General features: G+C 37.3%; 27 protein-coding genes and 1 riboswitch. Of the genes, 12 read left to right on the plus strand and 15 right to left on the minus strand.

Annotation, left to right across the window (positions count from 1 at the left end; all coding sequences use genetic code 11):
- Window positions 1-90: 90 nt before the first annotated feature.
- The 3 genes from ACRPLQ_RS15095 to ACRPLQ_RS15105 all read right to left on the minus strand — a co-directional run bounded on the left by ACRPLQ_RS15095 (window position 91) and on the right by ACRPLQ_RS15105 (window position 3,254).
- Complete coding sequence (locus ACRPLQ_RS15095; RefSeq protein ID WP_115653119.1) at window positions 91-723, minus strand: fumarylacetoacetate hydrolase family protein; 633 nt, start codon at window positions 721-723, stop codon at window positions 91-93.
- A gap of 99 nt (window positions 724-822) precedes the next feature.
- A complete protein-coding gene (mmuM, locus tag ACRPLQ_RS15100; RefSeq protein WP_165635498.1) occupies window positions 823-1,758 on the minus strand; it encodes a homocysteine S-methyltransferase in 936 nt (311 codons plus the stop codon).
- Window positions 1,759-1,892: 134 nt separating this feature from the next.
- A complete protein-coding gene (locus tag ACRPLQ_RS15105) occupies window positions 1,893-3,254 on the minus strand; it encodes a PLP-dependent aminotransferase family protein (protein ID WP_289578727.1) in 1,362 nt (453 codons plus the stop codon).
- A 147-nt stretch (window positions 3,255-3,401) separates the two neighbouring features.
- On the opposite strand from ACRPLQ_RS15105, the gene ACRPLQ_RS15110 reads away from it, so the two are divergent.
- On the plus strand, window positions 3,402-3,875 hold the full coding sequence (locus ACRPLQ_RS15110; RefSeq protein WP_047751599.1) for a GNAT family N-acetyltransferase: 474 nt from the start codon (window positions 3,402-3,404) through the stop codon (window positions 3,873-3,875).
- Between the two features lie 229 nt (window positions 3,876-4,104).
- Entirely contained in the window at window positions 4,105-4,305 is a 201-nt protein-coding gene (locus ACRPLQ_RS15115) for a YolD-like family protein (RefSeq protein WP_074893948.1), read from the plus strand.
- A gap of 76 nt (window positions 4,306-4,381) precedes the next feature.
- Here ACRPLQ_RS15115 and ACRPLQ_RS15120 read toward each other — a convergent pair whose 3' ends face one another.
- A complete protein-coding gene (locus tag ACRPLQ_RS15120; protein WP_033578131.1) occupies window positions 4,382-6,310 on the minus strand; it encodes an LTA synthase family protein in 1,929 nt (642 codons plus the stop codon).
- Between the two features lie 393 nt (window positions 6,311-6,703).
- Here ACRPLQ_RS15120 and ACRPLQ_RS15125 point away from each other — a divergent pair, with 393 nt between their 5' ends.
- The 6 genes from ACRPLQ_RS15125 to ACRPLQ_RS15150 all read left to right on the plus strand — a co-directional run bounded on the left by ACRPLQ_RS15125 (window position 6,704) and on the right by ACRPLQ_RS15150 (window position 9,803).
- Window positions 6,704-6,886 (plus strand): YolD-like family protein, encoded by a 183-nt coding sequence (locus ACRPLQ_RS15125; protein WP_013081871.1) that lies wholly within the window; start codon window positions 6,704-6,706, stop codon window positions 6,884-6,886.
- Window positions 6,887-7,034: 148 nt separating this feature from the next.
- Window positions 7,035-7,253, plus strand: coding sequence for a helix-turn-helix transcriptional regulator (locus ACRPLQ_RS15130; RefSeq protein WP_013081870.1), 219 nt, complete (start codon window positions 7,035-7,037; stop codon window positions 7,251-7,253).
- Window positions 7,243-7,713: a hypothetical protein gene (locus tag ACRPLQ_RS15135; RefSeq protein ID WP_028412116.1), complete on the plus strand. Its 471-nt coding sequence runs from the start codon at window positions 7,243-7,245 to the stop codon at window positions 7,711-7,713. The genes ACRPLQ_RS15130 and ACRPLQ_RS15135 overlap by 11 nt, the downstream gene beginning before the upstream one ends.
- Before the next feature lie 214 nt (window positions 7,714-7,927).
- Window positions 7,928-8,314 (plus strand): hypothetical protein, encoded by a 387-nt coding sequence (locus ACRPLQ_RS15140; RefSeq protein WP_154991703.1) that lies wholly within the window; start codon window positions 7,928-7,930, stop codon window positions 8,312-8,314.
- A gap of 12 nt (window positions 8,315-8,326) precedes the next feature.
- Entirely contained in the window at window positions 8,327-9,250 is a 924-nt protein-coding gene (locus ACRPLQ_RS15145) for an FAD:protein FMN transferase (protein WP_033578122.1), read from the plus strand.
- Window positions 9,225-9,803 (plus strand): ferric reductase-like transmembrane domain-containing protein, encoded by a 579-nt coding sequence (locus ACRPLQ_RS15150; RefSeq protein WP_098113703.1) that lies wholly within the window; start codon window positions 9,225-9,227, stop codon window positions 9,801-9,803. The genes ACRPLQ_RS15145 and ACRPLQ_RS15150 overlap by 26 nt, the downstream gene beginning before the upstream one ends.
- Before the next feature lie 33 nt (window positions 9,804-9,836).
- Here ACRPLQ_RS15150 and gdh read toward each other — a convergent pair whose 3' ends face one another.
- The 4 genes from gdh to ACRPLQ_RS15170 all read right to left on the minus strand — a co-directional run bounded on the left by gdh (window position 9,837) and on the right by ACRPLQ_RS15170 (window position 13,987).
- Window positions 9,837-10,622: a glucose 1-dehydrogenase gene (gene gdh, locus ACRPLQ_RS15155; RefSeq protein ID WP_033578120.1), complete on the minus strand. Its 786-nt coding sequence runs from the start codon at window positions 10,620-10,622 to the stop codon at window positions 9,837-9,839.
- A gap of 17 nt (window positions 10,623-10,639) precedes the next feature.
- Window positions 10,640-11,500 (minus strand): RhaT/GlcU family sugar-proton symporter, encoded by an 861-nt coding sequence (locus tag ACRPLQ_RS15160; RefSeq protein ID WP_098113702.1) that lies wholly within the window; start codon window positions 11,498-11,500, stop codon window positions 10,640-10,642.
- A 219-nt stretch (window positions 11,501-11,719) separates the two neighbouring features.
- The gene (locus ACRPLQ_RS15165) at window positions 11,720-12,406 is read right to left on the minus strand and encodes a response regulator (RefSeq protein ID WP_098113701.1); all 687 of its coding nucleotides are present in this window, start codon (window positions 12,404-12,406) and stop codon (window positions 11,720-11,722) included.
- Window positions 12,407-12,418: 12 nt separating this feature from the next.
- Entirely contained in the window at window positions 12,419-13,987 is a 1,569-nt protein-coding gene (locus tag ACRPLQ_RS15170; RefSeq protein ID WP_432236148.1) for an ATP-binding protein, read from the minus strand.
- Window positions 13,988-14,095: 108 nt separating this feature from the next.
- Here ACRPLQ_RS15170 and ACRPLQ_RS15175 point away from each other — a divergent pair, with 108 nt between their 5' ends.
- Together ACRPLQ_RS15175 and ACRPLQ_RS15180 are read left to right on the plus strand one after the other, a co-directional pair.
- Complete coding sequence (locus ACRPLQ_RS15175; RefSeq protein WP_432236149.1) at window positions 14,096-15,154, plus strand: DctP family TRAP transporter solute-binding subunit; 1,059 nt, start codon at window positions 14,096-14,098, stop codon at window positions 15,152-15,154.
- Window positions 15,155-15,299: 145 nt separating this feature from the next.
- The gene (locus ACRPLQ_RS15180; protein ID WP_013055541.1) at window positions 15,300-16,568 is read left to right on the plus strand and encodes a dicarboxylate/amino acid:cation symporter; all 1,269 of its coding nucleotides are present in this window, start codon (window positions 15,300-15,302) and stop codon (window positions 16,566-16,568) included.
- 74 nt (window positions 16,569-16,642) lie between these two features.
- On the opposite strand, the gene ACRPLQ_RS15185 is transcribed toward ACRPLQ_RS15180, so the two are convergent.
- Window positions 16,643-16,780, minus strand: a complete 138-nt coding sequence (locus ACRPLQ_RS15185) for a hypothetical protein (protein WP_165635495.1) — start codon at window positions 16,778-16,780, stop codon at window positions 16,643-16,645.
- A gap of 130 nt (window positions 16,781-16,910) precedes the next feature.
- Window positions 16,911-17,576, minus strand: a complete 666-nt coding sequence (locus tag ACRPLQ_RS15190; protein WP_028412106.1) for a TerC family protein — start codon at window positions 17,574-17,576, stop codon at window positions 16,911-16,913.
- Window positions 17,577-17,952: 376 nt separating this feature from the next.
- On the opposite strand from ACRPLQ_RS15190, the gene ACRPLQ_RS15195 reads away from it, so the two are divergent.
- Window positions 17,953-18,135, plus strand: a complete 183-nt coding sequence (locus ACRPLQ_RS15195) for a YolD-like family protein (protein WP_013081858.1) — start codon at window positions 17,953-17,955, stop codon at window positions 18,133-18,135.
- Window positions 18,136-18,214: 79 nt separating this feature from the next.
- On the opposite strand, the gene bioA is transcribed toward ACRPLQ_RS15195, so the two are convergent.
- From bioA to ACRPLQ_RS15220, 5 genes are all read right to left on the minus strand, one after another.
- Window positions 18,215-19,588, minus strand: a complete 1,374-nt coding sequence (bioA, locus tag ACRPLQ_RS15200; RefSeq protein ID WP_028412105.1) for an adenosylmethionine--8-amino-7-oxononanoate transaminase — start codon at window positions 19,586-19,588, stop codon at window positions 18,215-18,217.
- The gene (gene bioD / locus ACRPLQ_RS15205) at window positions 19,569-20,291 is read right to left on the minus strand and encodes a dethiobiotin synthase (protein WP_033578116.1); all 723 of its coding nucleotides are present in this window, start codon (window positions 20,289-20,291) and stop codon (window positions 19,569-19,571) included. Before bioD ends, bioA begins: the two co-directional genes overlap by 20 nt.
- A 31-nt stretch (window positions 20,292-20,322) precedes the next feature.
- Window positions 20,323-20,886, minus strand: a complete 564-nt coding sequence (locus ACRPLQ_RS15210) for a biotin transporter BioY (RefSeq protein WP_033578115.1) — start codon at window positions 20,884-20,886, stop codon at window positions 20,323-20,325.
- 137 nt (window positions 20,887-21,023) lie between these two features.
- Window positions 21,024-22,460 (minus strand): amino acid permease, encoded by a 1,437-nt coding sequence (locus ACRPLQ_RS15215; protein WP_013055535.1) that lies wholly within the window; start codon window positions 22,458-22,460, stop codon window positions 21,024-21,026.
- 313 nt (window positions 22,461-22,773) lie between these two features.
- Window positions 22,774-23,967 (minus strand): NupC/NupG family nucleoside CNT transporter, encoded by a 1,194-nt coding sequence (locus tag ACRPLQ_RS15220; protein ID WP_028412102.1) that lies wholly within the window; start codon window positions 23,965-23,967, stop codon window positions 22,774-22,776.
- 138 nt (window positions 23,968-24,105) lie between these two features.
- A riboswitch (purine riboswitch) is annotated at window positions 24,106-24,207 on the minus strand.
- Between the two features lie 389 nt (window positions 24,208-24,596).
- Here ACRPLQ_RS15220 and liaG point away from each other — a divergent pair.
- Complete coding sequence (gene liaG, locus ACRPLQ_RS15225) at window positions 24,597-25,466, plus strand: LiaG family protein (protein WP_432236150.1); 870 nt, start codon at window positions 24,597-24,599, stop codon at window positions 25,464-25,466.
- Window positions 25,467-25,544: the final 78 nt, after the last annotated feature.

The raw sequence follows: 25,544 nt of genomic DNA on the forward strand, positions 1-25,544 counted from the left end.
ACAGGTTGGATTCTCTATCAAGAACCTCGATTCACCGTTCGGATTTTCCTTCAATTAAAACTACAAACTACTTTTTCTCAGCCTCTTTTTTTAACGAAAGGAAATGATGCAAGAACCAAGCTCTTGCTCTCCCCATTTAAGTGAAAGATGATCCTGATGTGAAAGCGGACCTACTCCTTCAGGTGTACCTGTAAAAATAAGATCTCCTTTATCAAGACCAAAATGTTTTCCTGTAAAATCAATAATCGTTTGTAAATCAAAAATCAAATCTTTGATATTTCCCAGCTGCACGCGTTTATTGTTTTTCACTAACGAAAAGTCTTTCTCCTTAGATGCTTCTACTCCTTCAAACGGCAGAAATTTTCCCACGACCGCTGAATGTTTAAATCCTTTTGCAAGCAGCCAAGGGTGCTTTTTTTGTTTTAATTCGCTCTGTACATCTCGAAGCGTCAAGTCTAATCCAATCGTCATCTCGTCAACAAGTTCATCCACTGCTATGCCTTCTTTGTAAGATTGTCCAATATGAAGAATCAGTTCGGTTTCAAAGTGCACCTCTCCTTGGTCGCTAGGAAGAGTGATTGATTGTCCAGCTGCTTCAACGAGAGCGTGAGTAGGTTTGGAAAATAAAAAAGGTGATGTTGGAATATCATTATGTAATTCTTTTGCATGCAGTGCGTAGTTTCGGCCTACACAATAAATATTTTTAATATCTTTCACTTTCATCATCCCTTCTTTCGTTAAAATAAACCCTTTTCAACTTTTCTTCTTTTATTTTACAAGAAGAAAAGAAGATTACAATGAATCTTCTTTTCTTTCAATCCGTTATTTTCTAGCCCATTTTGTAATGCCTTTGATATCATCTGGAGTTGTGCGACAGCACCCTCCGATTAACTGAGCACCTGCTTCATACCAGCTGTGAGCGCTGCAGCCATACGTTTCGCCTGCAGATGTCCCGTTCCATGTTTTAGATTCAGCATCATAATGCTCTCCTGAATTTGGATACACAATGACTGGCTTATCCGTTTGAGATTTAATTTCTTTAATAAGTGAAGAAATATATTGAGGCGGCGTACAGTTAACTCCAATAGCTGCTACTTGCTCATAGGAATCCAGATAGCGTGCACACTCCGAGATTAATGTTCCGCTGCTAATGTGCAGGTCATCTTTTGCGCTGAACGTAATCCATGCGTACGCTCCTTCAAATTCTTCTAGCAGCCTCGCAATGGCTCTTGCTTCCATTAGATTAGGAATGGTTTCACAAGCTAACACATCTGCTCCTGCTTCAATTAATGCTTTCATACGAGGACGATGAAATTCCATTAACTCTTCTTCTGTTACGTCATACTGTCCAGTATATTCCGATCCGTTTGCTAAAAATGCTCCGTAAGGACCTACCGAAGCGGCGACAATTGGTTTTGGGCGATTAAGACAATTCTCTTCTTTCTGCCAAAATTCATCTCTTGCTTCAGCCGCAATTTTTACAGATGCTTGAATTAACTCGCGCGCCTCTGCTTCACTTAAACCACGTTTTGCAAAACCTTCAAACGTGCTTTGATAGCTTGCAGTAATTGCACAGTCAGCTCCTGCTGCAAAGTAATCTTGATGCACTCTCTTAATCAATTCCGGCTGCTCCATAAGCACTTTTGCAGACCATAAGCTGTCGTTCAAATCACAGCCATATCTCTCCAGTTCAGTTGCCATTGCACCATCTAGTACAATCACAGGAAATGTATGTAAAATTTGTTGGATAGGATTCATTGTTTGATCTAGGGTTGTCCACTAGCAGTTAGCTTCGATTACCCTATCCTCCTTTCAGATAATTTAAAATATATGCAAAAAAGTCTAAAGGACTAGGCAGCTTTTGTCAAGAAATCGAAGAAATGAGGAGAGGCTTATAACCAAGCATTTTTCAACCTCCTTATTCCTTCTTCTATTTCTTCTCTCTCCAAACTTCCAAAACCTAATAATAGATGAGTCTTTTGTTGAGGTGATTCCGTAAGCCAATAACGAGAAGTTCCGTAGACAGAGACATCTTGCTTTTGAGCTGCGTTAATTAACTGCTGTTCGTTCATATCGTTGTGCACGCGGACAAGGATATGCAAACCTGCATATTCTCCTGACACCGTGATGTTTTTGTTAAACTCCTTCTGTAAAGCTGCTAAAAGAGTACCGTGTTTGAGTTGATAAGCAGTTCTCACTCTTCTTAAATGCTTACTCCACTCTCCGTTTTTCATCATCAGTCCGAGCGTCCACTGATGAAGGGCTGGAACAGCTTGCTCGTATAAAGAGAAACGTTCATGATATTCCTTTAGAAGCACTTCCGGTAATACAAGGTAGCTGATTCTTAAAGAAGGCATAAAAGATTTTGAAAATGTCCCTGTATAAATGACGCGCCCTTTAGTATCCAAGCTTTGCAATGAAGGAATGGGACTTCCTTTATAACGAAATTCTCCGTCATAATCATCTTCAATAACAAATCCACTGCAGTCATTCGCCCATGTAAGAAGCTCTATTCTTCTTGAAACAGGCATGATCATTCCGTATGGAAACTGATGAGATGGTGTGACATAAACAGCGCGTGCTTGGCTATCATAAAGCTCTTGGATGTTTATGCCTCTGTTATTAAGTGACACAGGTTTTAAGGAGAATCCATGCTGTTTAAATACAAAGCTAGCCCCGTCATAGCAAGGATTTTCAAAGGCAATATCTCTGATGCTTGGCTTTAACAGCTGCGCTAGCAAACTGAGTGATTGCTGAGTACCTGTTCCGATAATAATTTGATGTTTCGAACAAACCACTCCTCTTGACTGATAAAGGTACGTCGCAATTTCTTCTCGCAGTGATTCTTCTCCTTGAGTTTCTTGGTACGTGAACAGCGCTTCTTTATAAGTTTGAAGACTTTCATTGTATCGTTTTTTCCACTCATTCAAGGGAAACAAACGGCTATCAACTTTTCCATACCGAAAATCATAGGTACACGACTTTGTTTCTGAGTGAGGTTGTAAAAATATAGTCGGCTTTCTATCTGTTTGCAGTAAATCAAACTGTGTATTCGTTACGTACAGTCCACTTTTGGGTTTGCTTTCTACATATCCTTCAGCTAAAAGCTGCTGATAGGCCATATCTACAGTATTTCGACTTACGTTTAAGTAATCAGCAAGAGACCGGATAGAAGGCAGTTTGTCATTTACTTTCACCCTGCCGGATACAATTTCTTTTTTTATATATTCATATAGCTGGTGATATAAAGGCATATCATTCCTTCGGTTTAATAAAGGTGTGAACTTCACGCTAGCTCCTTTCATCTGTCCCTATCTTATTTTTTAAATCTGGCTCTTTTAGAGGGGATACATTTCTTTTACTATAAGTGTAGATCATCTAATTAAAAAGGAGAAGATTTAATGACTACTACTATTACAATTCGTCAAGCTAATGCTGCTGACATGGAAGCACTTATTTCATTAATGAACGAATACATTGTTGATTTTTACAAGCGCCCTCAGCCTGCCAAAAAACAGCTGAGAAATTTAATTGATCACTTGTTTCAACGTCCCGATACTGGCGTTCAGTTTATCGCGACTCAAAATGACGAGGCAGTAGGTTTTTCAACGCTTTATTTTACATTTAGCACCACGCGTGTAAAGCCTGTAGCGATTTTAAATGACTTGTACGTTACTGAAAAAGCAAGAGGTCAAAAAATTGGGGAAAAGTTATTTTCGATTAGTCACCAGTATACAAAAGAACATCAGTATGCAGCCATGTCTTGGGAAACGGCTTACGATAATACAAGAGCTCAAACGCTTTACAGAAAAATGGGAGGAAATGTAACGAACGGTGAATGGATTCACTACGACATTTCAAACGACATCTTATAATATTTTTCCATCCATAAAGTTTTAACACGTTCTTAACACTCCTTTCATAAATGTGTTTTATGATGAATACGACAAATAAATCAGTTTCTGTATGTATTTGTCACATTCTCTGTTAAAGTTTTCACAAAGTGTTCAAACTTTCAGTGAAAACGCTTTCTATTTTTGTGTATAATAAAAATATGCAAATGAAAATGAATGTTACAGCTCGTTAATCATACACATTTTAAATATGGAAGGAGTTTTGAAAATGATTTTAAAAGCATTAAGAAAAAACGGGGCCGTTACAATTAACTATTATAAAAACGGTTTGCTTCAAACGTTTAAAGGAAAAGTACAGCGCCTAGATTTAACAGACCAAACGCTTTCATTAAAAGATGAACAGCAAAATACTTTCTCTATTCGCTTATCGGGAATTAAAGAAATTTATTGATGAATAGTTTACAGTAAAAAAGAACATGATGCTCATTCTGCTTTGCAGAAGTCATCATGTTCTTTTGATTTTAGCTTTATTTAGCTGATGTTTCTGTTTCTTCTTTCCCGTACATATATTTCGAAGGGTCGACTGTTTGGAAATCCTTCAGCTTGTGGAAACGAAGTAAGTCTCCATAAAGCACTTGATCAGATAACTCCAGTTCTTTCGCTACCTTCTGTTTATAAGCTTTCATTTGATTATTTTCTTTAAGCGCTTGGCCTGTCTTAGAATCATAATACGTTCCATCCACTAGTGTATATTTCGGAGATACGTAGTTGCCATTGCGGAACGCTACTACATCATCATGACCTTTAGAAAATAAATCTGTACCAAATTGGATAAACTCTTTGCTGTCAATCCCTACTAAATGAAGAAGAGTTGGCACAACATCAATTTCTCCACCGTACGTATGATTAACTCCGCCTTTTACTCCAGGAACGTGAATGAATAGAGGTACACGTTGCAGCTGAGCATTTTCATAAGGTGTAATTTCTTTTCCCATTACTTTTTCCATTGCCGCATTATGATTTTCAGAAATACCGTAGTGATCTCCATAAATCATAATCACAGAATTATCATAAAGCCCAGAAGCTTTCAGTTCTTGGAAGAAAGATTGCAATGATTCGTCTAAATAACGAGCCGTTTGGAAATAGCGGTCAACTGTCGCATCGCCCGTGTTAGCTGGCTGTATGCTTGCCTCATTGTTTCCAAGTAAAAATGGAAAATGGTTTGTTAACGTAATTAAATGCGCATAAAACGGCTGTGGTAAAGACTGCAGCATTGGAACAGATTCTTTAAAGAACGGTTTGTCTTTTAAGCCATAATTAATTTTATTTTCACCCGTCATATTGTAATAACTTGCATCAAAAAACTTATCCACACCGAACTGCTTGTAAATTTCGTTACGGTTCCAAAACGTCTTATAGTCTCCGTGCAGTACAGCGCTCGTATAGCCAGCTTTTTGATCTAAAATAGCTGGTGCTGCCTGATACGTATTGCTTCCTTTTAGTACAAAGGCAGAACCTTGAGGAAGGCCGTATAGAGAGTTGTCCATCATCAGCTCAGCATCTGATGTTTTTCCTTGTCCTGTTTGATGAAAGAAGTTATCAAAATACGTAAAGTCATTTCCATGGGCCAACGAATTTAAGAACGGTGTCACTTCCTGGCCATTTAATTTGTAATCAATTAAAAAAGACTGAAATGATTCCAAATGAATTTTAATAATATTTTTCCCTTTAGCTTTTCCGAAGTAAACGGAATTAGGCTCCGCATAGTGACTGTTTTTAAAATTAACGACGTTCGTTAAGTCATTGCTGCTTGCAAAAGCTCGCTGTTTAGAGTTTTGAGCAGTCTGAACACCGTCATACATCGTATAATTATAGGCGCCTAAATACTTTACTAGATAATTGCGGTCAAAAGTTCGAGATAGAAGCTGCGGGCGATCAATTTCTGCTAATGTTAAGTTGACAGAAAAAACCATGAATCCTAAAGAAAGAATGGTTACAGCATTCTTAACCGATACTTTTTCATTATGCCAGTCAATTTTTTTACTAAAAAAGAAGAAAAGATAAATAATAAAATCAACAAAATAAAAAACATCATGTGCTTTTAATAAATCCATAATGCTTCCGCCCATACTTCCTGCATTACTTGTCTGCAACAGTGTGGGAAGAGTTACAAAATCGTTAAAAAAACGATAATAGAGAATGTTGCTGTACAACAGCAGCGTCATGATGAAACTGCCTGCAAGAATCCAAGCTCCTGCTTTCTTTCCTTTAAAAAATAAGCCGATTCCTAAAAAAATCAGCACTGAACTTACAGGGTTTATAAACAGCAGCATTTGCTGCATTACGCCGCTTACGCCTAAGTTAAATTCAGTTTTATAAGCCACATACGACTTTATCCACATTAAAACAGCGGCTAATATGAAATAGTGCAGCGGCTTAGAAACGATTCGCTTCATTTTGATTTTCCTTTCTCGATTAGTTTATGAGTAGATTCACAAAGAACATATAGAAAACCTTTATCATTATACTCATAGAAAATGAAAATTAAATGAAATCCTAGCCTTCACAACTATAGATAGATTCTTTAAATTCATCTACTAGTTTACCTAATACCCACAAATAAATAAACTAAAATCACCTTTTTTATCATAAAACCCCTCCTCTCCTCATATACTGTATTCTGTTGCAACACCCGCACTGCAAACTTGTGCATTTTTTCACAATTTATCTACAAACTATTCTCATCTTGCTGTATAATAATAATCCTGCCTTGAGCATTCTCCAAATTCTTATGCTTAAGCCACAGCTTTCTTTTCATAACAGATGCACACATGAAAGGAGATGAATAAATGATTTTAAAAGCGTTAAAGAAAAACAAACATGTAACCGTGAATTATTACGAAAATGGCCTGCTTCAAACCTTCAAAGGAAAAATCCAAAATTTAAACCTAACCGACCAAACCCTCTCCCTACGAGATGAAAAACAAAACATTTTTTCCATTCGTTTGTCTGGCATTAAAGAAATTTATTAACAAAAAAGATCCTGAAGAATTCTTCTAGGATCTTTTTTGTATTTTTTATCCATTATATATTGAAAAATCATCCAATTGATGTTAAATTAACTTTACATAATGTTAAATCAACTTAACAAATTTATTAAAAAGGCAGCGGGTGATCATATTGACTCTTATTAATCACGTAAAAGAGCTTAGAGCTAAACATGGATATACGCAAGGAGATTTAGCTGAAAAAGTTGGAGCCACTCGCCAAACCATTGCAGCTATTGAAAAGGGAAATTACGTTCCTTCCCTACTACTTGGTTTAACAATTTGTGATGTCTTTCAATTAAAAATGGAAGATGTTTTTACACTTCAAAAGGAGGAGAAAAATGTTGAGTAATGTTATTAAATCTTATTTGTTGAATGTAGTGTCTCTGTTATGTGCAGGTTGGGTTTTGTATGATGTGCTAAATTTAAATGCTCAATTAAGTGAAATTATGAAGCACCCTGAGCCGCCTTGGGAAGCTACTATGTCTATAAGTTCCTTCGCTTCTTTTATTGCTCTTTTAATCGTGATATTTTTTTATTACCGCGCACGTAAAAAGACAAAGAACGTTTCCCTTTTACTATTTCCGTTTGAGTTTGCAGAAGATGATGAGCGTGAAAAAATGATGACAGCAGAAGCTTGTAAAAAAGCCTTTGTTTTTCTTTTGTTTTCCTTTCCTATTGGTGGGGGTTTGATGACTCTCTATCCGCTCTTATCGAATTCTTTTCGCTTTTACCCCGTTGCCGTTATTTTGCTTCTTTTGCTTGTACAGTTAACGGTTTATTACGTATCAATTAGTAAGATTTATCGCTGAATAAAAAAGGGTTGTTCTAAAAAGAACAACCCTTTTTTAATCTAATAATTCATTGAATTCCCCACAAAAATAATCCAACCTACATCTATTTCACTATTTTTTCATTTTTTCTGTCTATATTGAACTATAACAATTGAACGATGTATGTTACCTTCCACTTCAGTTTTTCTTCAGTGTTCAGTTGCAAAATAGGAAAGATAAAAGGAGCATATCAATGGCAGCTAATAAATGGACAAAATGGATGGTTGGTTTATCGAGCGTTGCTGCATTTACAACATTTGTAGGGCTTTCTCAAAAATATGATCAAACAAATTCAACATCTACAGCACTAAATAACGATACATCCGCCAATAATTCATCGCAAACTCAAACGGAAGATGAGACGGATCTATTTCCAGATTCAGGATCTGACTCCAATACGGACAATGGAACTAACGGGCAAGATCAATGGTCAAATGACAGTTCTAGCAAACAAAGTGATCAATGGTCAGACGATAATTCAAGCAGTGAAGATGATCAGTGGTCAAATGATGATTCCACAAGTGGTCAGGATAATTGGGGCAACAATAATGATTCTTCTATGCAAACAAGACCTTCTTAAGGATGTGATGAAATGAGCTACTCATTTAAAGCGATGAATACCACATTTAATGTATATCAGCTTGAAACACCTGTCAGCCAAAAAGTAGAGAGCTGGTGTTATCTTGTAGAAGAAACCCTAAGCCGCTTTCTTCCAACAAGCGAGCTTTCACAGCTTAATTCGCTGAACGGAAGATTATTTCTACCGTCAAAAATGCTGTATGAAGCTGTAAAAGCAGCCTATTACTATTACAATGAGACAAACGGAATTTTCAACCCATTTCTGTATCATTCTATTCAAACTCTAGGATATGACCAAAGCTTTGAACAACTGCCTAACAATCAGCTACCTCAAGAAGTAGCAGCTTTTGATGCTGTTAACCCTATTATGATTCATAAAGGAATGAGAAGTATTCAGCTTGCTTCTAATATCGGTCTGGATTTAGGAGGAATCGCAAAAGGTTGGAGCATTCAGCAAATGGCGAATCAATTAAAGAAAAAAGGAACTTCACTTGGAGCAATCGATGGAGGCGGAGATATTGTAACGTGGGGGCCCGCTAGCAAGCACTGGTCCATTTCTCTCTCTCATCCATTTGATGCATCAAAAAATCTCACGACCATTAAAGTAAAAAGCAACAGCGGTATTGCCACAAGCAGTGTAGGCAAGCGTTCGTGGAAAGTGAACGGACACACTCACCATCATATTATTGACGGCAGAATCAGCAAGCCTAGTTCATCAGAGCTTCTGCAAGTAACGGTCGTTTCAGAAGACTTAACCATTTCTGAAGTCTATGCAAAGTGCATACTTATTCTCGGCTGGGACGCTGGATTAAGGTTAGCTAAAATGCATCACCCTTCTTTAGAAGTAATTGCGGTTACAAAAGAAGGCAACGTACTAATCGAAAAACATGTGAAAGGTCAGGTATACCATTATGGCTACTCTCCTCGCGCAATTTAGTGCTCATTTTCCCGTATGGAACACCATTCGGGCAGCCGGCTTAACTTCTTATTTACTAATGTTTGTATCGGTTGCCGCTGGCATTTCTCACAGCTTTTCGTTTTTTAAACCAAAACGAAAAAAACAGCTTTTGCTGGTTCATCAATCATCAGGGTGGTTCGGGTTATTATTTGGAATGATTCACGGACTTGTTTTATCATTTGATCAATCTATTCATTTTTCACTTTCTGACATTTTAATTCCGTTCACTTCCGATTACAAACCAATTAGCACAGGTCTTGGTACTATTTCACTCTACATTTTATTCGTACTAATTAGTACATCCGACTTTATAAAACAGCTTGGGAGAAAAACATGGAAAGCCATTCATTTTCTTGCTTTTCCAGGCTATTTGCTAGCACTGTATCACGGCATTACTTCTGGAACAGATACACAGCAGCCGCTTATTCTCGGGATGTACAGCATCACTGGCTGCATCGTTTTAATTTTGCTTTTTTTGCGAATTCAACACCAGTCAGCTCCTAAGAACCAAAAAAAAGCTCAGGAAAACTAAAAAAACGCACTCTATCATAGAGTGCGTTTTTTCTTATCCGCGTCCTGCTTGGAATGATGGGTACTGTGTCATACCGCCGTCAGCAAAGAGCGTAATTCCTGTTACATAACTCGCCTCTGAAGAAGCTAGCCATGCAGCAACTGCTGCAATTTCTTCCGGCTCTCCGATGTATCCCATTGGAATCATGCTTTCTACATCTGCACGCTGCTCAGGATCAGCAAATTTCTCAGCGTTAATCGGTGTATTAATCGCTCCTGGTCCAATGTTATTTACACGAATACCTTTTGGAGCGTATTCTAATGCCAGTGTTTCAGTCATAAGCTTCATACCGCCTTTACTTGCTGCATAATGAACAAATAATGGCCAAGGAATTTTCTCGTGAACACTCGACATGTTAATAACTGTTCCCTTAATATCATTTTCCACAAAATATTTAATCGCTTCACGGCTGCCTAAAAAAGCTCCCGTTAAGTTCGTATCAATGACTTTATTCCAATCGCTTAAAGACATTTCATGAGATGAAACCGGATTTTCTAACCCTGCGTTGTTAATCATAACGTCTAGCTTTCCAAACTCTTTAATAGCAGATTGAACTAAATTGATAACGTCAGACTCAACTGTTACATCACCTTTGACAGCAATTGCTTCTCCGCCAACTTTTTTAATTTCTTCTAAAACGCTGTTAGCTTCGTCTTCCTTAGAACGATAGTTCACAACTACTTTGGCTTTTTCTGTCGCAAAACGAATCGCCATTGATTTTCCCAAACCTGTAGATGAACCTGTTATGACCACTACTTTTCCTTCTAAATCTTTATACATTGTTAATACCCTCCTAGTTAGCTTTTGGCGAGCCCTAACATGACTCCTGCTATGATGATCAGTATAATTCCAATAATAATCCCAACTAACTGACGCTTCGTTTTCTTCTCACCTAAAATAATGATCCCGCCTAGTGTTGAAATGACGATTCCCATTTGAGAAAGCGAAAAGCTTGTCGCTACGCCTACTTTAGGTTGCGAGATGAATAAAAACATATTACCAGCGGCCCAAATAAGACCTGGGATAATGTTGCGAATTGCATATTTATTAAATGGCTTATGCTTAAACGTCAGCAATACTCCTCCAATAACCATACCAATTGCTTGAGGTAATAAAGCCGACCATCCGTCTACATTAAATAGACGGGCTACTACAACATAAACTAAATAACCAACGGTTGAAATTAATAAAATAACAATTCCTTTTTTGAAGTTTCCTTTTCCTTCTTCAGCCTCTTTCTCTTCTTTGCTTTGAAGTGATGTTAAAACAATCCCTACAATAATAAAGATAAGAGCGAGCACACCAAGAATAATTGAAGTTTTTGTAGACCACTCGTGAAACACAATTACTCCAAATAATGAAGTGGAAACTAACTGAAGCCCAGTTGAAATAGGCATCGTTTTAGAAACTCCGATTAAATCAATACTTTTCAGCTGATTACTTTGTCCAACTGCCCAAAATAATCCCGATACAACTCCAACGCCAAAGATTAAAGGTGTAAGCGTAGGGTGTACAAAAATATAAATACCGATAGAGAAAATCAAAGCTCCCAACGTGGTTCCAAGCGTTTGGCTATAAGGTCCTCCGCCTAGTTTCACATTGAAAAGCACAATGCTTCCCCAAAATATGGCTGGTAAGACAGCTAAAAATATGTCCATGTTTCAAAACCTTCCTGTGCTAAAATTAAATGTCAAAATGCATATTCCCCAATTTTTCCGCCATTAATCCTTTTTCAGGGACATTTTATGAATTAATGACCGCACGAAGTATTCTTTGGATAGCGAAAACTGTATACCTTAATTTGTTCTAGGAGAGAAAAAGATATACTTTCTAACGCAAAAAAACAGCTTTTCCAAATAAAAGCTGTTCTGTATGATTTAATTTATTTTTAACATATAGCGATTAATAGGTCTCCCCACTCTGCCGTATTCAACTGATAATTTCAGCTCGTTTTCCTGTTCTAAAAACTCTAAATACCTTCTTGCCGTAACACGCGCAATTCCTACGCCGTCCGCCACTTCTTCAGCAGAAATCGGATGCTTCTGTTCGGAAAGATATTGTTGTATCCTCCTTAACGTAACCGCATTTAGCCCTTTTGGAAGAAAATCGGCCTTTTCTTCGAATTGCTGAAACAGCATAGAATCTAATTCAGACTGAGTAATATATTCTTTTTGACTTATTTTAACTTGAAACGAACGATACTGCTCAAGCGCTTGCTTCATTCGTTCAAACTTGAACGGTTTCATAATATAATCCACCGCGCCGTACTGAAGAACTTTTCGTACGGTTTCAATATCACTTGCAGCCGTAACTGCTATCACGTCTGTTTTATAGCCATTTGCTCGAATTTGCTGTAAGGTGGTTAGGCCATCTTGACTAGGCATATACATATCAATAATCGTTAAATCAGGCTGATGCTGTTTAATGAGCTGTATACCTTCTAAACCATTCGAAGCTGCAGCGATAACGATGAATCCTTCAACTTGTTCAATAAATTGGCGGTTCACTTCTTGTACCATAGGATCGTCTTCTATGAGAAGCACCGTCCATTCTTTTTTATTCATTTCCCACTCCCCCTATAAAAAGAATGTAATGATAAAAGTCGTGCCAACATCTAATTCTGACTCTACTTCGATCTGACCGTTTCCTTTTTCAACAATTTGTTTTACTAAATGCAAACCAATTCCTCTAGTTTCCTTTGCTTTGGTTGAAAAACCTTCATCAAAGATTCTCTCTGCTTGATCCTCATTCATGCCACATCCGTTATCTTCAACTAATATAGAAAGAATGCCGTCATTTTGTTCCATACTTATATAGACCTTCCGTTCACGACGCTCCATATGATGATACGAATCAAAAGCGTTCTCAATTAAGTTACCAATAATAATCACAAAATCATGATGATCTAAGTAAGGAGGAAATGAGTGAAGCTCGCTGTGGCGATCGATAGCTAACTCAATTCCAAGTTCTTTGGCACGGCTGACTTTGCTTAACAGCAATCCCGATATACTTTCACCTTTAATATGTTTATGAAGAAACTGGGTGAGCTCTTCTTGCTGTTCAGACACTTGAAAAACGTACTGAAGAGCCTTGTCTTTATTTCCAAGTTGGATAAGCCCTGCAATGGTATGAAGTTTATTCATGTATTCATGGTTTTGAACTCTAAGAGCGCTTACAAATGATTTAACCCCTGTTAACTCTTCAGCTAATTTTTTAACTTCTGTTCTGTCTTGAAAAATAGCGACCGCACCGACTGTGTGATTATTAACCTTAATCGGCACACGATTGCTTAAAATATTTAAATTGCGAACTTGAAGCTCTCGATTATAAACAGGCTGATTAAGCTGCAGAATTTCTGGCAGTCTTGTATCTGGAATCACATCATAGATCTTTTTCCCAATTACCTCATCGGGTACATCCATCATAATTTTCGCTTTATGATTAAAAATAGTGATGTTCTCCTCTTTATCAATGGCAATGACTCCTTCATGCATGGCATTAAAAGTCTCCGTTCGTTCTACAAACAAACGAGCAATTTCATGAGGCTCAAGCTCAAACATCTCTTTTTTAATACGAGATGCAAGCGCCCACGCTCCCCATCCTCCAAAAAAAAGAGCGAGACCTGAGATGAGAAAAATTTCTTTTTTCAAACTTAAAATAACCTCTGTAAATTTCGGAAGAAGGTAGCCTGAGACAACGACTCCTACTTGTTCATGCTGATCGTTTACAACGGGAACAAAAGAACGAATGACCATCCCGCCTTCTCCTTTTGCTTTATCAGTATAAGTATGTTCTGCAAACGCCTGGCCCTCGTCCTCTCCTTTAGAAATTTTCCCAATCATGCTTTGCAAAGGATGAGACAAACGTTCGTGATTCATATTCATCACCACTACATAATAAGCACCGTGAATAATGCGAATCGGCTCTACAATTTGATTAATGTTCTTGCTATCTTTTTCAATTTTTTCTCGAATTTCAGGCATTTCAGCAACTGTTCTCGAAGTGATCAAAGCCCTTTGCTCTAAATCATTTTCTTTTGACTGCACAAAATTATTAATCACGACAATACTTGCTAAAAACAACGAAAAGACCACGATAAAAAAGATTAGCCCCGTCATTTTCGTTTGCATCGATAAGCGCATCATAGCGGAACACCTACTGCTGATTGAAGTTTATTTTAATTTTACCACGTTGAGAAATTGCGTGTTAGAATATTTGTAGAGAAAAATTATTGAATCGCGGGGTTGGACATTTTGAAGATGTTTATAGGGGCAAGTATCATTGTTAGCGTTTTCTTGATGATCTATGTTTTTTTGCAGTATACGGTTATAAATCAGGATAATGTGTATCATGACGATGAGCAAAAAGGATTAAATAAGCAAATTGTGATTAATTTTAGCCACGTTGTAGCTGAGAACACTCCAAAAGGCTTAGCCGCTCAAAAATTCGCTGAAATCGTTAATCAAAAATCGGATGGTAAAGTTAAAATTGAAGTATATTCAAACGGTGTGTTGTATTCAGACGACGAAGAACTTGCCGCTCTGCGCCGAAACGATGTACAAATGATTGCGCCTTCTATTTCAAAGCTAACCGACCTTTCCCCTACGTGGCAACTTTTTGATCTCCCCTTCATTTTCGATGATTACAGCGAGGCAAAACAAGTGTTTACCGGGAAAATCGGACAGGATTTGTTGAGTACGCTGCAAGAGAAAAACATTAAAGGGCTTGCTTTATGGAGCAACGGCTTTAAACAAATGACCAGCAATACAAAACCTTTGCTCCATCCAGCAGATTTTCAAGGTCAAACATTTCGCATTATGCCAAGTGAAGTAATCAAAAAACAATTCGAACTTCTTGGCGCTAGGCCTCAGGCTGTCTCGTTTAATAAAGTATATCAATCCCTTGAACGACAGGAATTTGATGGACAGGAAAATACGATTTCTAATATTTATTCAAAACGTTTGTACGAGCTGCAAAAATATATGACCATCAGCAACCATGGATACTTGGGCTATGCTGTTTTAATGGATGAAAAATATTGGGACAGCCTCCCTGAAGATGTAAAACAACTATTAAGTGATGCCATGGTAGAAACAACGAACTGGATTTGGACTCAATCAAAAATGATGAACGATGAACAGCTGCAGCAAATAAAAAATAAATCTGGCATGCGCGTTTATTACTTAAATGATACACAGAAAGCCGAATGGAAAAAGCAGTTTAACTCTCTTTATCAATCGTTTGAAGCCAATGCAACAAAACAAACGCTTGATATCATTCAGCAAATAAAAAATATCGAAAGCAAAAAGTGATGACTATATGTTCATCACTTTTTTTGACCAAAATGACCAAAAAGAACATTATCACCAGAAATATAAATAGTTAAAATTATCAGTTAATATAAGGATAAGAATAATGTAAGCGTTAACAAAAACATTCTCGAAAGGAGCATTACATATGAAATTAAGTTTTAAAAACCTAACCGTTCAAGTTGTCATTGGTATCCTTCTTGGTATTGCAATTGGCTTTATGTTTCCTGAATTTGGAGCTAAATTAAAAGTATTGGCTGATATCTTCATTAAATTAATTAAGATGGTGATTGCCCCAATTATTTTCTTAACAGTGGTCATCGGTATCGGAAGCATGGGAGATTTAAAGAAAGTGGGACGAATTGGAGGTAAAGCTCTTTTATACTTTGAGATTGTCACTACTTTTGCCTTAGCAATTGGAATTATCGTTGTAAACTTTATCAAGCCTGGGGCTGGCTTTAATATCAATGGCGCAAGCGGAGCTGATGTTACTCAATATACGCAGCAAGCAGCTGAAGCGGAGCATGGCTTTATGGAGTTTATCATGGGAATTATTCCAGACAGCGTATTTGGCGCAATGGCAAATGGTGAATTATTGCCAATCTTATTCTTTGCCGTACTATTTGGAATGGCTACAGCTACACTCGGCGAAAAAGCGGCTCCTGTCATTACATTCTTTGAACGCTGTACAGATATTTTCTTTGGCATTGTTAATATGATTATGAAACTTTCACCTATTGCGGCGTTCGGAGCGATGGCTTATACGATCGGTAACTTTGGAATAGGCTCTCTTCAAAAACTCGGTTTCTTAATGGGATCTGTTTACATTACTATGTTCTTATTTATTGTATTTGTACTTGGAACCATCGCTAAGATTTATGGATTTAATATTTTTAAATTCATTGCTTTTATTAAAGAAGAAATTCTACTTGTATTAGGTACGTCTTCTTCGGAATCTGCACTGCCAAAAATGATGGACAAAATGGAGAAGTACGGATGTTCAAAATCTGTAGTAGGACTTGTCATTCCAACTGGTTACTCATTTAACCTAGATGGAACAGCAATCTACTTATCCATGGCTGCTATCTTTATCGCTCAAGCGTATGGAGTCGACTTGTCGTTAATGCAAGAGATTACGCTACTTGGTATTTTAATGCTAACGTCTAAAGGAGCGGCCGGAGTTACTGGCTCTGGATTTATTACACTAGCAGCTACGCTTGCTGCATTCCCAATGATTCCAGTTGAAGGAATCGCGCTGTTAATCGGGGTAGACCGCTTCATGTCGGAAGCTCGTGCCATTACAAACTTAATTGGAAATGGTGTAGCAACTGTAGTTGTATCGAAAATGGAAAATGAATTTCATCCTCCTGTAGAGACGATACAAGACGTTAATTCCGCACCTCCATTAGCTAAATAATAAAAAAGAAGTTGAGACATAGCCAAATGAATCCAATCTAAAGACGAATAAATGGGATACATGAGCTGAACCGCTTATGACACCGCAGTTGATTTCCGTACAAGACTTCGCTTTCCGCGGGCGGCCGATGAGCTTCCTCGTCGCGTACGCTCCTGCGGGGTCTCATCTGTTCCGCTTTTCCCGCAGGAGTCTTCGCCTTTTCCTCCAATCAACTGCTAGAAGGATCTAAACAAATGAAGCCTACGTTCACCACAACAAAAAAAAGAACCACCAATCAAAATTGATTAGTGGTTCTTTTTTCATTTCATCTTAAATACTTTTGTCCCAACCTCTTTTTTAGGATTAATGCGTTTCTTTTTTAGAACGTCCGCTAAGTTTCCCAACAACAACAACTAAAATAGCTAACAAAATAGGAACAATTGTATGCAAATGCGGATTTAACCCTTCTAATACATGTCCTACCGCTTTGTCTTTAAAGATCATTTCACCAGCAGTATAGCCAAGAAGCGCTGCTCCGGCAATGATGATAATCGGGAATTTTTCCATGATTTTCATTAAAAGCTGACTTCCCCAAATGATTAACGGAATGCTGATAACAAGACCAAGGATAATGAGTAGAATACTGCCGTTGGCCGCACCCGCAACCGCTACTACGTTATCTAAACTCATAACAAGATCCGCTATGATAATTGTTTTAATAGCACCTGCTAGAGTTGAATTCGCTTTAATATCTCCGTCATCTTCCCCTTTTAAAAGACTAATCGCAATCCATAGAAGCAGCAGGCCTCCGATGAAATTTAAAAATGGGATTGTTAATAAATATACAGCGACAAACGTTAGCCCTACACGTAATACAACCGCTCCTAATGTACCGAAAACAACCGCTTTGTTTCGATGCTCGTCCGGAAGATTCCGACAAGCTAAAGCAATCACGACTGCGTTATCGCCACTTAGTACAATGTTAATGAGTAAAATTTCTAAAAGATTTAAAATAAAACTCTGATCCATACAAAAACTCCTTGATTGATTTTTATTAGTCTATTTCTCTATCTCTTATTTCATTACTAGAAATAGAGAACTAAAACTCTATCAATATAACCCGTTCTTACCCTTTAATGAAAAGAAGTAGTTATTTCACTAACAGTATTTTATCACTAAAAAGAAATTTGAAATAGGTATTTGTAAAGGAAAAGTCAGTTCATTACAATAAATCAAACCTTATTCTTTATCTTTCATCTGTTTTTCACCATCATTCTCTACTATTAGTAGCAGGAGAGCATTTATAAAAAATAGAGTAATTTTTATAAATAATACAAGCCTCCAATGCTTCTTCATTATTTTGTAGTTTTTCGTCAACTGCGATATAAGAAGGGAGAAAACAGGTATGATTTTAAAAGCATTAAAAACGAATAAATTACTAACTATTAACTATCAAAACAACGGTTTTGTTCAAACGGTCAAAGGTTATATTCAAAACTTAAACTTGCTCGAACAAACTCTTCTATTAAAAGATGAAAATCAGCATGTGCGATCACTGCGACTATCAAGTATTAAAAACATTTATTGATTGAAAAAAGATCCGAACGATAAATCGTTCGGATCTTTTTTCAATTAAATAAAATATTTTTGTCTTAGTCTCTTTTTATTTAACTCACTGTATAGCGTGCGATTACTTCTTTAATTGATTCATATACAATTTCAACCATTGTTTTTAATTCTTCGTCCGTCATTGAAAGAATAGGCATCATCGTAATTACAGGACCTAGCTCTCTGATAATTAAACCTTTTTGGCGAGCCGCTAAAATAATATCTCCCATCACTTTTTTATCTTCAAAAATAGACTTTGTTTGGCGGTCTTTGACAACCTCGATTCCTGCCATTAATCCTCTTTGTCTAATGTCTCCCACGTTAGGCAGTTCATAAAGCTTTAATAGATAACGTTTAAAAACTTTCGACCTTTCTTTTACACTACGGATTAACTCTCTTTCTTCTATCAGTTCAATATTTCTAAGCGCTACTGTACAGGCCAATTGATTTCCCGTATACGTATGTCCATGAAAGAACGTTTTATTTTCATCTGGATGAGCTAAAAAAGCATTAAATATCTGTTCGCTTGTTAACGTAGCAGCAAGCGGCATATATCCTCCTGTGATCCCTTTTCCTACACACATAATGTCTGGTACTACGTCTTCTTGTTCACATGCAAACATCGTTCCTGTTCGCCCGAATCCGACAGCTACTTCATCACAAATGAGCAATACCCCGTACGCTTTGCACAGACGCTCTACTTGTTTTAAAAAACCGGGAGGATGAGTAATAATACCCGCTGCTCCTTGCACAAGCGGTTCAATAATCAAGCCGGCTACTTCTTCTCCGTTGTTCTGCAAGAGCTTCTCCAGCTGGTGAATACAGTAAGCTGAAGCTTGCTCTTCGGTTTCGAACCCGTCCATACGGTAGATGTAAGGAGAAGGTGTGGGAATGCGTTCAAACAGTAAAGGCTTAAAGATGCGATGAAATAAATCCATGCCTCCTACACTGACTGCTCCGATTGTATCTCCGTGATATGCCTCATTCAATGAGATAAATTTACTTTTGTTTTTGTACTTTGCAGAGTCGAGATTTTGCCAATATTGATAGGCAATTTTCAACGCAATTTCAACAGCGGCAGAGCCTGTATCAGAATAGAATACTTTCGATAAGCTGCCAGGAGTAATTTCCGCTAGCTTTTTAGCTAACAAAATGGATGGAACGTTTGCCGATCCAAGCAGCGTAGAATGCGCTAATTTCTCCACTTGTATATGTAAAGCTGTATTTAATTCCGGATCATTATGTCCATGCACGTTCACCCATAGAGAAGCGTATCCATCTAAATATTTGTTTCCCGCTACGTCATACAAATAGCTTCCCTCTCCTCTTTCAATGATAAGGGGATTCGATTCACGGTAAGCTTTCATTTGTGTAAAGGGATGCCATACATATTCTTTATCCCATTTTTCCAGCTCAGCTTTTTGATACGACACAGTCAAACACCTCCTGAATATGTTGAATCACACTTTTTTGCCTCACCAATTTCTCAATATATGCTTCTAACTCTTCATCGATATGAGTAAATACAGGTACAGTCATTAAAGAAGAGACTTGAAGCAGCTTTTCAATCGTTCGAACATTGTCTTTATGAATGATACTGCTGTGATTAAAACGATTAAAAATGAGTCCGTTGATTTTAAGATGATGCTCACTTGCATATGAAAAGGTAGAAAGCGCATCGTGAATAGCTCCTAATTCCGTTGTTCCAACAGCAATAACCGGCATTTGTGCATCTAGGATCAAATCTTTTGTCATATAAAACGTTGTTTCCTCTTCAATTAAAGGTACGGCAAGTCCTCCCGCTCCTTCCACGAGTACTACGTCAAATGCCTTTTTTAATTCATTAATGCGCTTTAAGACGATTGAAGGCTCTACTTGCCTATTGCTCAGTTTAATAGCCAAGTGAGGAGACGTCTCTGGCTTTAACTGATAAATACCTGTATTTGCTACTCCGAGCCTTGTTTCAAACCAGTGAATATCTGGATAACCTCCGATTTCATCTTGGTAGCCGGTTTGAAACGGTTTGCAAATTGTCGTTTTTATTCCTAGACGGCTAAGTACTTTATACAAAATGCTTGTCACCAGCGTTTTACCAATATCTGTTCCAGTTCCCGTAATAAAATACGCTTTGCCCACTTTCTTTCCTCCTCTTTTTTCTATGTCTTCATTACCCCGCTTTAGCCCGCTTTGATGATAAACGGCTAAATTGAGGCTTCATTCGGTGAATCAGCACTGAACATAAAATGCACAATAAAAGATCTCCAGGCATTGGCAAAACAGCTCCAAAAAGAAGTGTATCACTCAGTGAAAGTGGCTTTTCAATTATCCATTTCATTGCTCCGTAAAGCCAAACGCACCCGAATACGTACACAATAACCAATGTAGATAAGTTGGCTAAAAAGATAGAAAAAGGTTTCTTTAAGTCATATTTTTGAATAAGGTAGCCGTTCATAAATGACCCTGCAGCATAGCCAATTAAATAGCCAAACGTTGGTTTGAAGATATACCCTAAACCTCCTCCTTCTGCAAAAACCGGAACACCGATTAACCCGATACCTATGTAGCATAGCTGACTATACAAACCTAAACGCGGTCCTAACAGCGCCCCGGCTAAATAGACAGGAACAATTTGAAGAGTAAACGGTATGTAGGGAATAGGAATTTTTATAAATGCACCAATCGCCGTTAAAGCAGCAAATAAAGAAACATACGCCATTGTTCTCGTTTTCATGTTCACCCTCCTTTCTCTGTTCGCTGCTTTAAGTTTGCAATAATCTCTTTTTATTTGTCAACTTAATTTTAATTTAAGTTTACAAATAAGATATAAAAAAAGACGCAAAAACCTGGGCTTTTGCGTCTTTTTGATTTTTATAAAATTACCTTTTTGTCGTCTTTAAGCTGCACTTCTTGACGGCTGATAGATAAATCAACTTTCTTTTTTACACGTGCATGATAATAAGCATAAAACAGCAGCGCTAGTGGAATACCGACATACAGTGCCATTCGCTGCTCTGCATCAAATGCCATGCTTCCAAGTACAATCGTATTTAATACTAATGCGATTAAAGGTAATACCGGGTAAAGAGGGACTTTGAATTTTAAATCCTCGATTTGCCCTCCTTGATTTATATATCTTTTTCTAAATGCAAGCAGTGATGCAGCGATTGTAATCCAGCCAATTTGTGCACCTAAACCCGCTGCAGAAATAAGCCATACAAATACTGTTTCTTGAGCAAAGAATCCTGAAAGCAAAGATAAAAGTGCAATGCCTAATGTTAAAAGCAAGGCGTTCATCGGCACACCGCGTTTATTTACTTTCATGAAAGCTGAACTTGCCATGTTATCTTTTGACAATGAATACAGCATACGCGTTGCTGCATAAAGACCTGAGTTAGCTACAGATAACAGTGCCGTTAGGATAACAAAGTTCATAATGTCCGCTGCGTATGGGATACCAATTTGGTCAAATACAACAACAAATGGACTTTCAACTACGCCTGCTTTTTCAAGCGGAATCATCCCCGCTAAGACAGCTACAGCTAGTACAAAAAATACAAGCGTTCTCCATACCGTTTGTTTAATGGCTCTTGGTACAGTCTTGTCTGGGTTTTCACTTTCCCCAGCAGCTACACCGATAAGCTCCGTACCTTGAAATGAGAAGTTAACTGTAATCATCGTAATCAGCACGGCACTAATTCCGTGAGGGAACACGCCGTGAGCCGTATAGTTAGAGAAAAGCGGCGCGCTGTCTCCATTGCTTAATGGAAGAAAACCAAACATAGCAGCTCCACCAAGTACGATAAATAAAATAATAGCTAACACTTTAATGCTGGCGAACCAAAACTCCGCTTCACCAAACGCTTTAGCTGACAGTGCATTTAATGAAAATAATAAAAGCGCAAATATAGCACACCAGATCCATACAGGAGAATCAGGAAACCATCTTTGCATAAGCTGACCTGCTGACAAAAATTCTAATGCAACCGTTACAGCCCAGCCCAACCAATATAACCATCCAAAAGCAAAACCAACGCCAGGGCCAATAAATTTTGTTGTATATGTCTGAAACGAACCAGAAACTGGCATTGCTACTGCAAGTTCCCCTAAGCAAAGCATTGTTAAGTACATAATGAAGCCACCTACGATAAACGAAAGGATAGCTCCAATCGCCCCTGCTTGGCTAATCGTGTATCCTGTTCCTAAAAAGAAACCTGTACCGATAACCCCGCCGAGCGAAATCATAAACAAATGTCTGCTTTTCATCGTCTTTTTTAATTCATTTGTTTGCTGTTGTCCTTCTATCATATTAACGACATTTCCTTTCAACCTATTTATTACGAGATATTACCTAGAAAAAATTAATAAACCTTTGTTTTCTATGCATATTTACTTACATATTTATGCGGTGTTCTCAATTTAAATGAAACAACCTTTTGTAATCTTAACATAATGCTCACTAGATTTAAAATGTTTTTCTGCAAAAGTAAAATGAATTTTTCTTGAATAGTGTGATTTCCTTTTACTGTTGATATTCATAAGCGTTTTTCTTCAAATGAATAGATGATACAACAAGAAAAAAGCTGTGCTTTCGAAGACGAAAGCACAGCTTTTTCACTTTTTACCAAACAAACAATCCAACAATCATAGCACTTAATAAAGAAACAGCGATACCGCTCACAAGCAGTTTCCATACGTTTTTTCCAATAATCGTTGATTTACCTTCTGATAACGTAGAATTATACGTACCATAAATCATACCCACCGTACTGAAGTTAGCAAAAGATGTTAAGAATGTTGTAGCAACTGCAATCGTATGCGGTGGAAGTGTATCTAGATTTTTCTTCAAATCCATCATCGCCACGAATTCATTTGTTGCTAGCTTGATACCCATCAGCTGAGCTACGTACATGGCATCATGTCCCGTTAGCCCTAGTAAGAATGCAAATGGACTAAAGATGTAAGAGAAAATCTTTTGTACAGTCAAGCCGTCTACAATAACGCCTAAAATACCGTTAAGCGCAGATGTAAGAGCTACATATCCAATAACCATCGCTAAAATAACAATTACCATGTTCATTCCGACTAACATACTGTTTGAAATGGTAGAGAAAAAGTCTTTTTTCTCTGACTTTGGCGGTACGTAAATCATATCTTCTTCTTTTGTAACATGAACTGGATTCAATAAGCTCACTAAAATAAGCGCGTTTAAACAGTTCAGTGGAATTGCTGTAAACACGTACGTAGCGGGAACCATCGTTAAATAAGCACCGATAATAGATCCGCTAATACTGCTCATACTCATAATTCCAAACGTAAGCAAACGGTTGTCCTTTAACACAGAAAGCTGATTACGAATAACTGCTAATGCTTCCGTATTTCCTAAGAACATCATTTGGATAGCGAAAAAGCTTTCTAATTTAGGCAAGCGAGAAACTTTCGAAATGACCCAGCCTACTTTATCAATAATCCACGTTAAAATACCAAAGTAAGATAAAATATCAAAGAACGTCACGACAAAGATGATAGGCAGTAATGCACTGAAGAAAAAGTCAACCGTTTGATTTCCCATTACGGATGGAAACGCAAAGGCAATTCCATCGTTGGCACAGGAAATCAGCCAAGTAAAGAACGAAGCAATCTTATTAATGATCCATGTTCCGATTGAAGTTCCTAACATAAACCAAGTAATGAGGACTTCAACGACTAATAGTGAAGCAATCGGACGCCACTTTATTTCTTTCTTTTTAGGAGAACATAAGAAGACGACGCCCATTACTACAAAAACGCCTAATAAATTTAATAAAAAGTACATGCAAGCCACTCCCAGGTGTGTATTTGAAAAACAAAAAAAGCTCTTACTTTTCATAAATTCTGACAATAACAGAAAGTATGAAAAGTAAGAGCTTTGAAAGAAGGCTGTATCTATGATAATACGCCCTTCTTTTTGCTGCTTATATCCAAACTTTCTTGTAGTCTAGTTTTTTACGGTTACTAGGTAGAGACTATCAGACCATATTACTGATAATATACAAGATCGTAATCTTAGCTGTATTCAATTGATATGAACAAATTCTACCCTTTATTTTTTTAATAATCAACACTTTAAAAGTTTTTCGGAATAATAAAATTGGTATGAAAATTCTATTTATTTATTACTTCTTTTGAACTACTCATCGGAAAATCACACAAAAAAAGTGAATTTAATCATTCTTTTAACTCAATTATTTTCCTGTTTTTGAAATAAAGAAATTAATTCTTTGATGAGTATGTTTAAATCTCTACTTCGCTTTTCATTTAACTCCTCACAAAAAACATTTCATTTTTACGACTTGAGACGTAGAAAAAAATAATCCTGCTGTTCGTTGAAATTAACCGGTTTTCATTTTACACTTTATGGTAGAAGAAAACAAATTTAATTATAGATAGAAAGCGGGTTATAACGTGAAAAAAATATTGGCTTTTATTTTAGTGATAGGTGGTACGGCAGTCCTCTTTTCTACTGCGTTTGCGCCTTCCTCCTGGTCGTTAAGTTCATTCAAGACGTCCAAGTCTGAAGCGGCATTATCAAGTGATATTCAGCGTATTCAAATCGACTCTCCAAGCATTAGTACAACGGTCGTTCCGCAAGATCGTCAAGATATTAAAACAAAAGTAGAAGGTAAAGGAAAAATAGATGTAAAGCAAAATGGAGACACCCTAGTTGTCGCGTATCAAAAAAGTCCCTTTCAATTGCTTTCTATTTTTCCAAACACAAAAGTAACAATCTACATTCCTAAAGATTATCACCATAACCTTGCGCTTAACGTAGGTTCGGGGGACCTTCAAATTGCTACACATCCTGAACAAGCGCTTCAGCTGAAAGATGTTTCGATTAAAGTAGGTTCTGGAAATGCAAGCATTTCAAACTTGATGAGCACCTCTCTTCGTACGGATGTTAATTCTGGAGATTTACAGCTGAGTAATGTCGAGACCCAAACGGCTAAATTTGCTGTCGGCTCTGGGGAAATTAAAGGAACAAACTATCAAGGAAAACTTCAGGCGCGCATTGGATCTGGTGATCTCTATATGGATTTTAAAAAGCTAGAAGAGGCCGTTTCTGTAGATGTAGGATCCGGAGATGCCGTGCTGGTTCTTCCGAAAAGCGCTGGTTTTAAAATGAATGGAAAAGTAAGCAGCGGTGACATTAACAACAATTTTAAGTTAAACAATGCAACGATAACAGAGAATGTATTAAAAGGAAAATACGGAAATGGAAAATACCCTATCGATATAGCTGTTTCAAGCGGAGAATTAACCTTGGAATCAAAATAAAGAGGCTAGGACAAAAGTATTTTAACTCAATTGCAAAACGAACTATTAATCAACATATTTGATTAATAGTTCGTTTTT

The sequence above is a fragment of the Priestia sp. TRN 1309 genome (assembly GCF_050846875.1).
GTDB lineage: Bacteria > Bacillota > Bacilli > Bacillales > Bacillaceae_H > Priestia > Priestia zanthoxyli.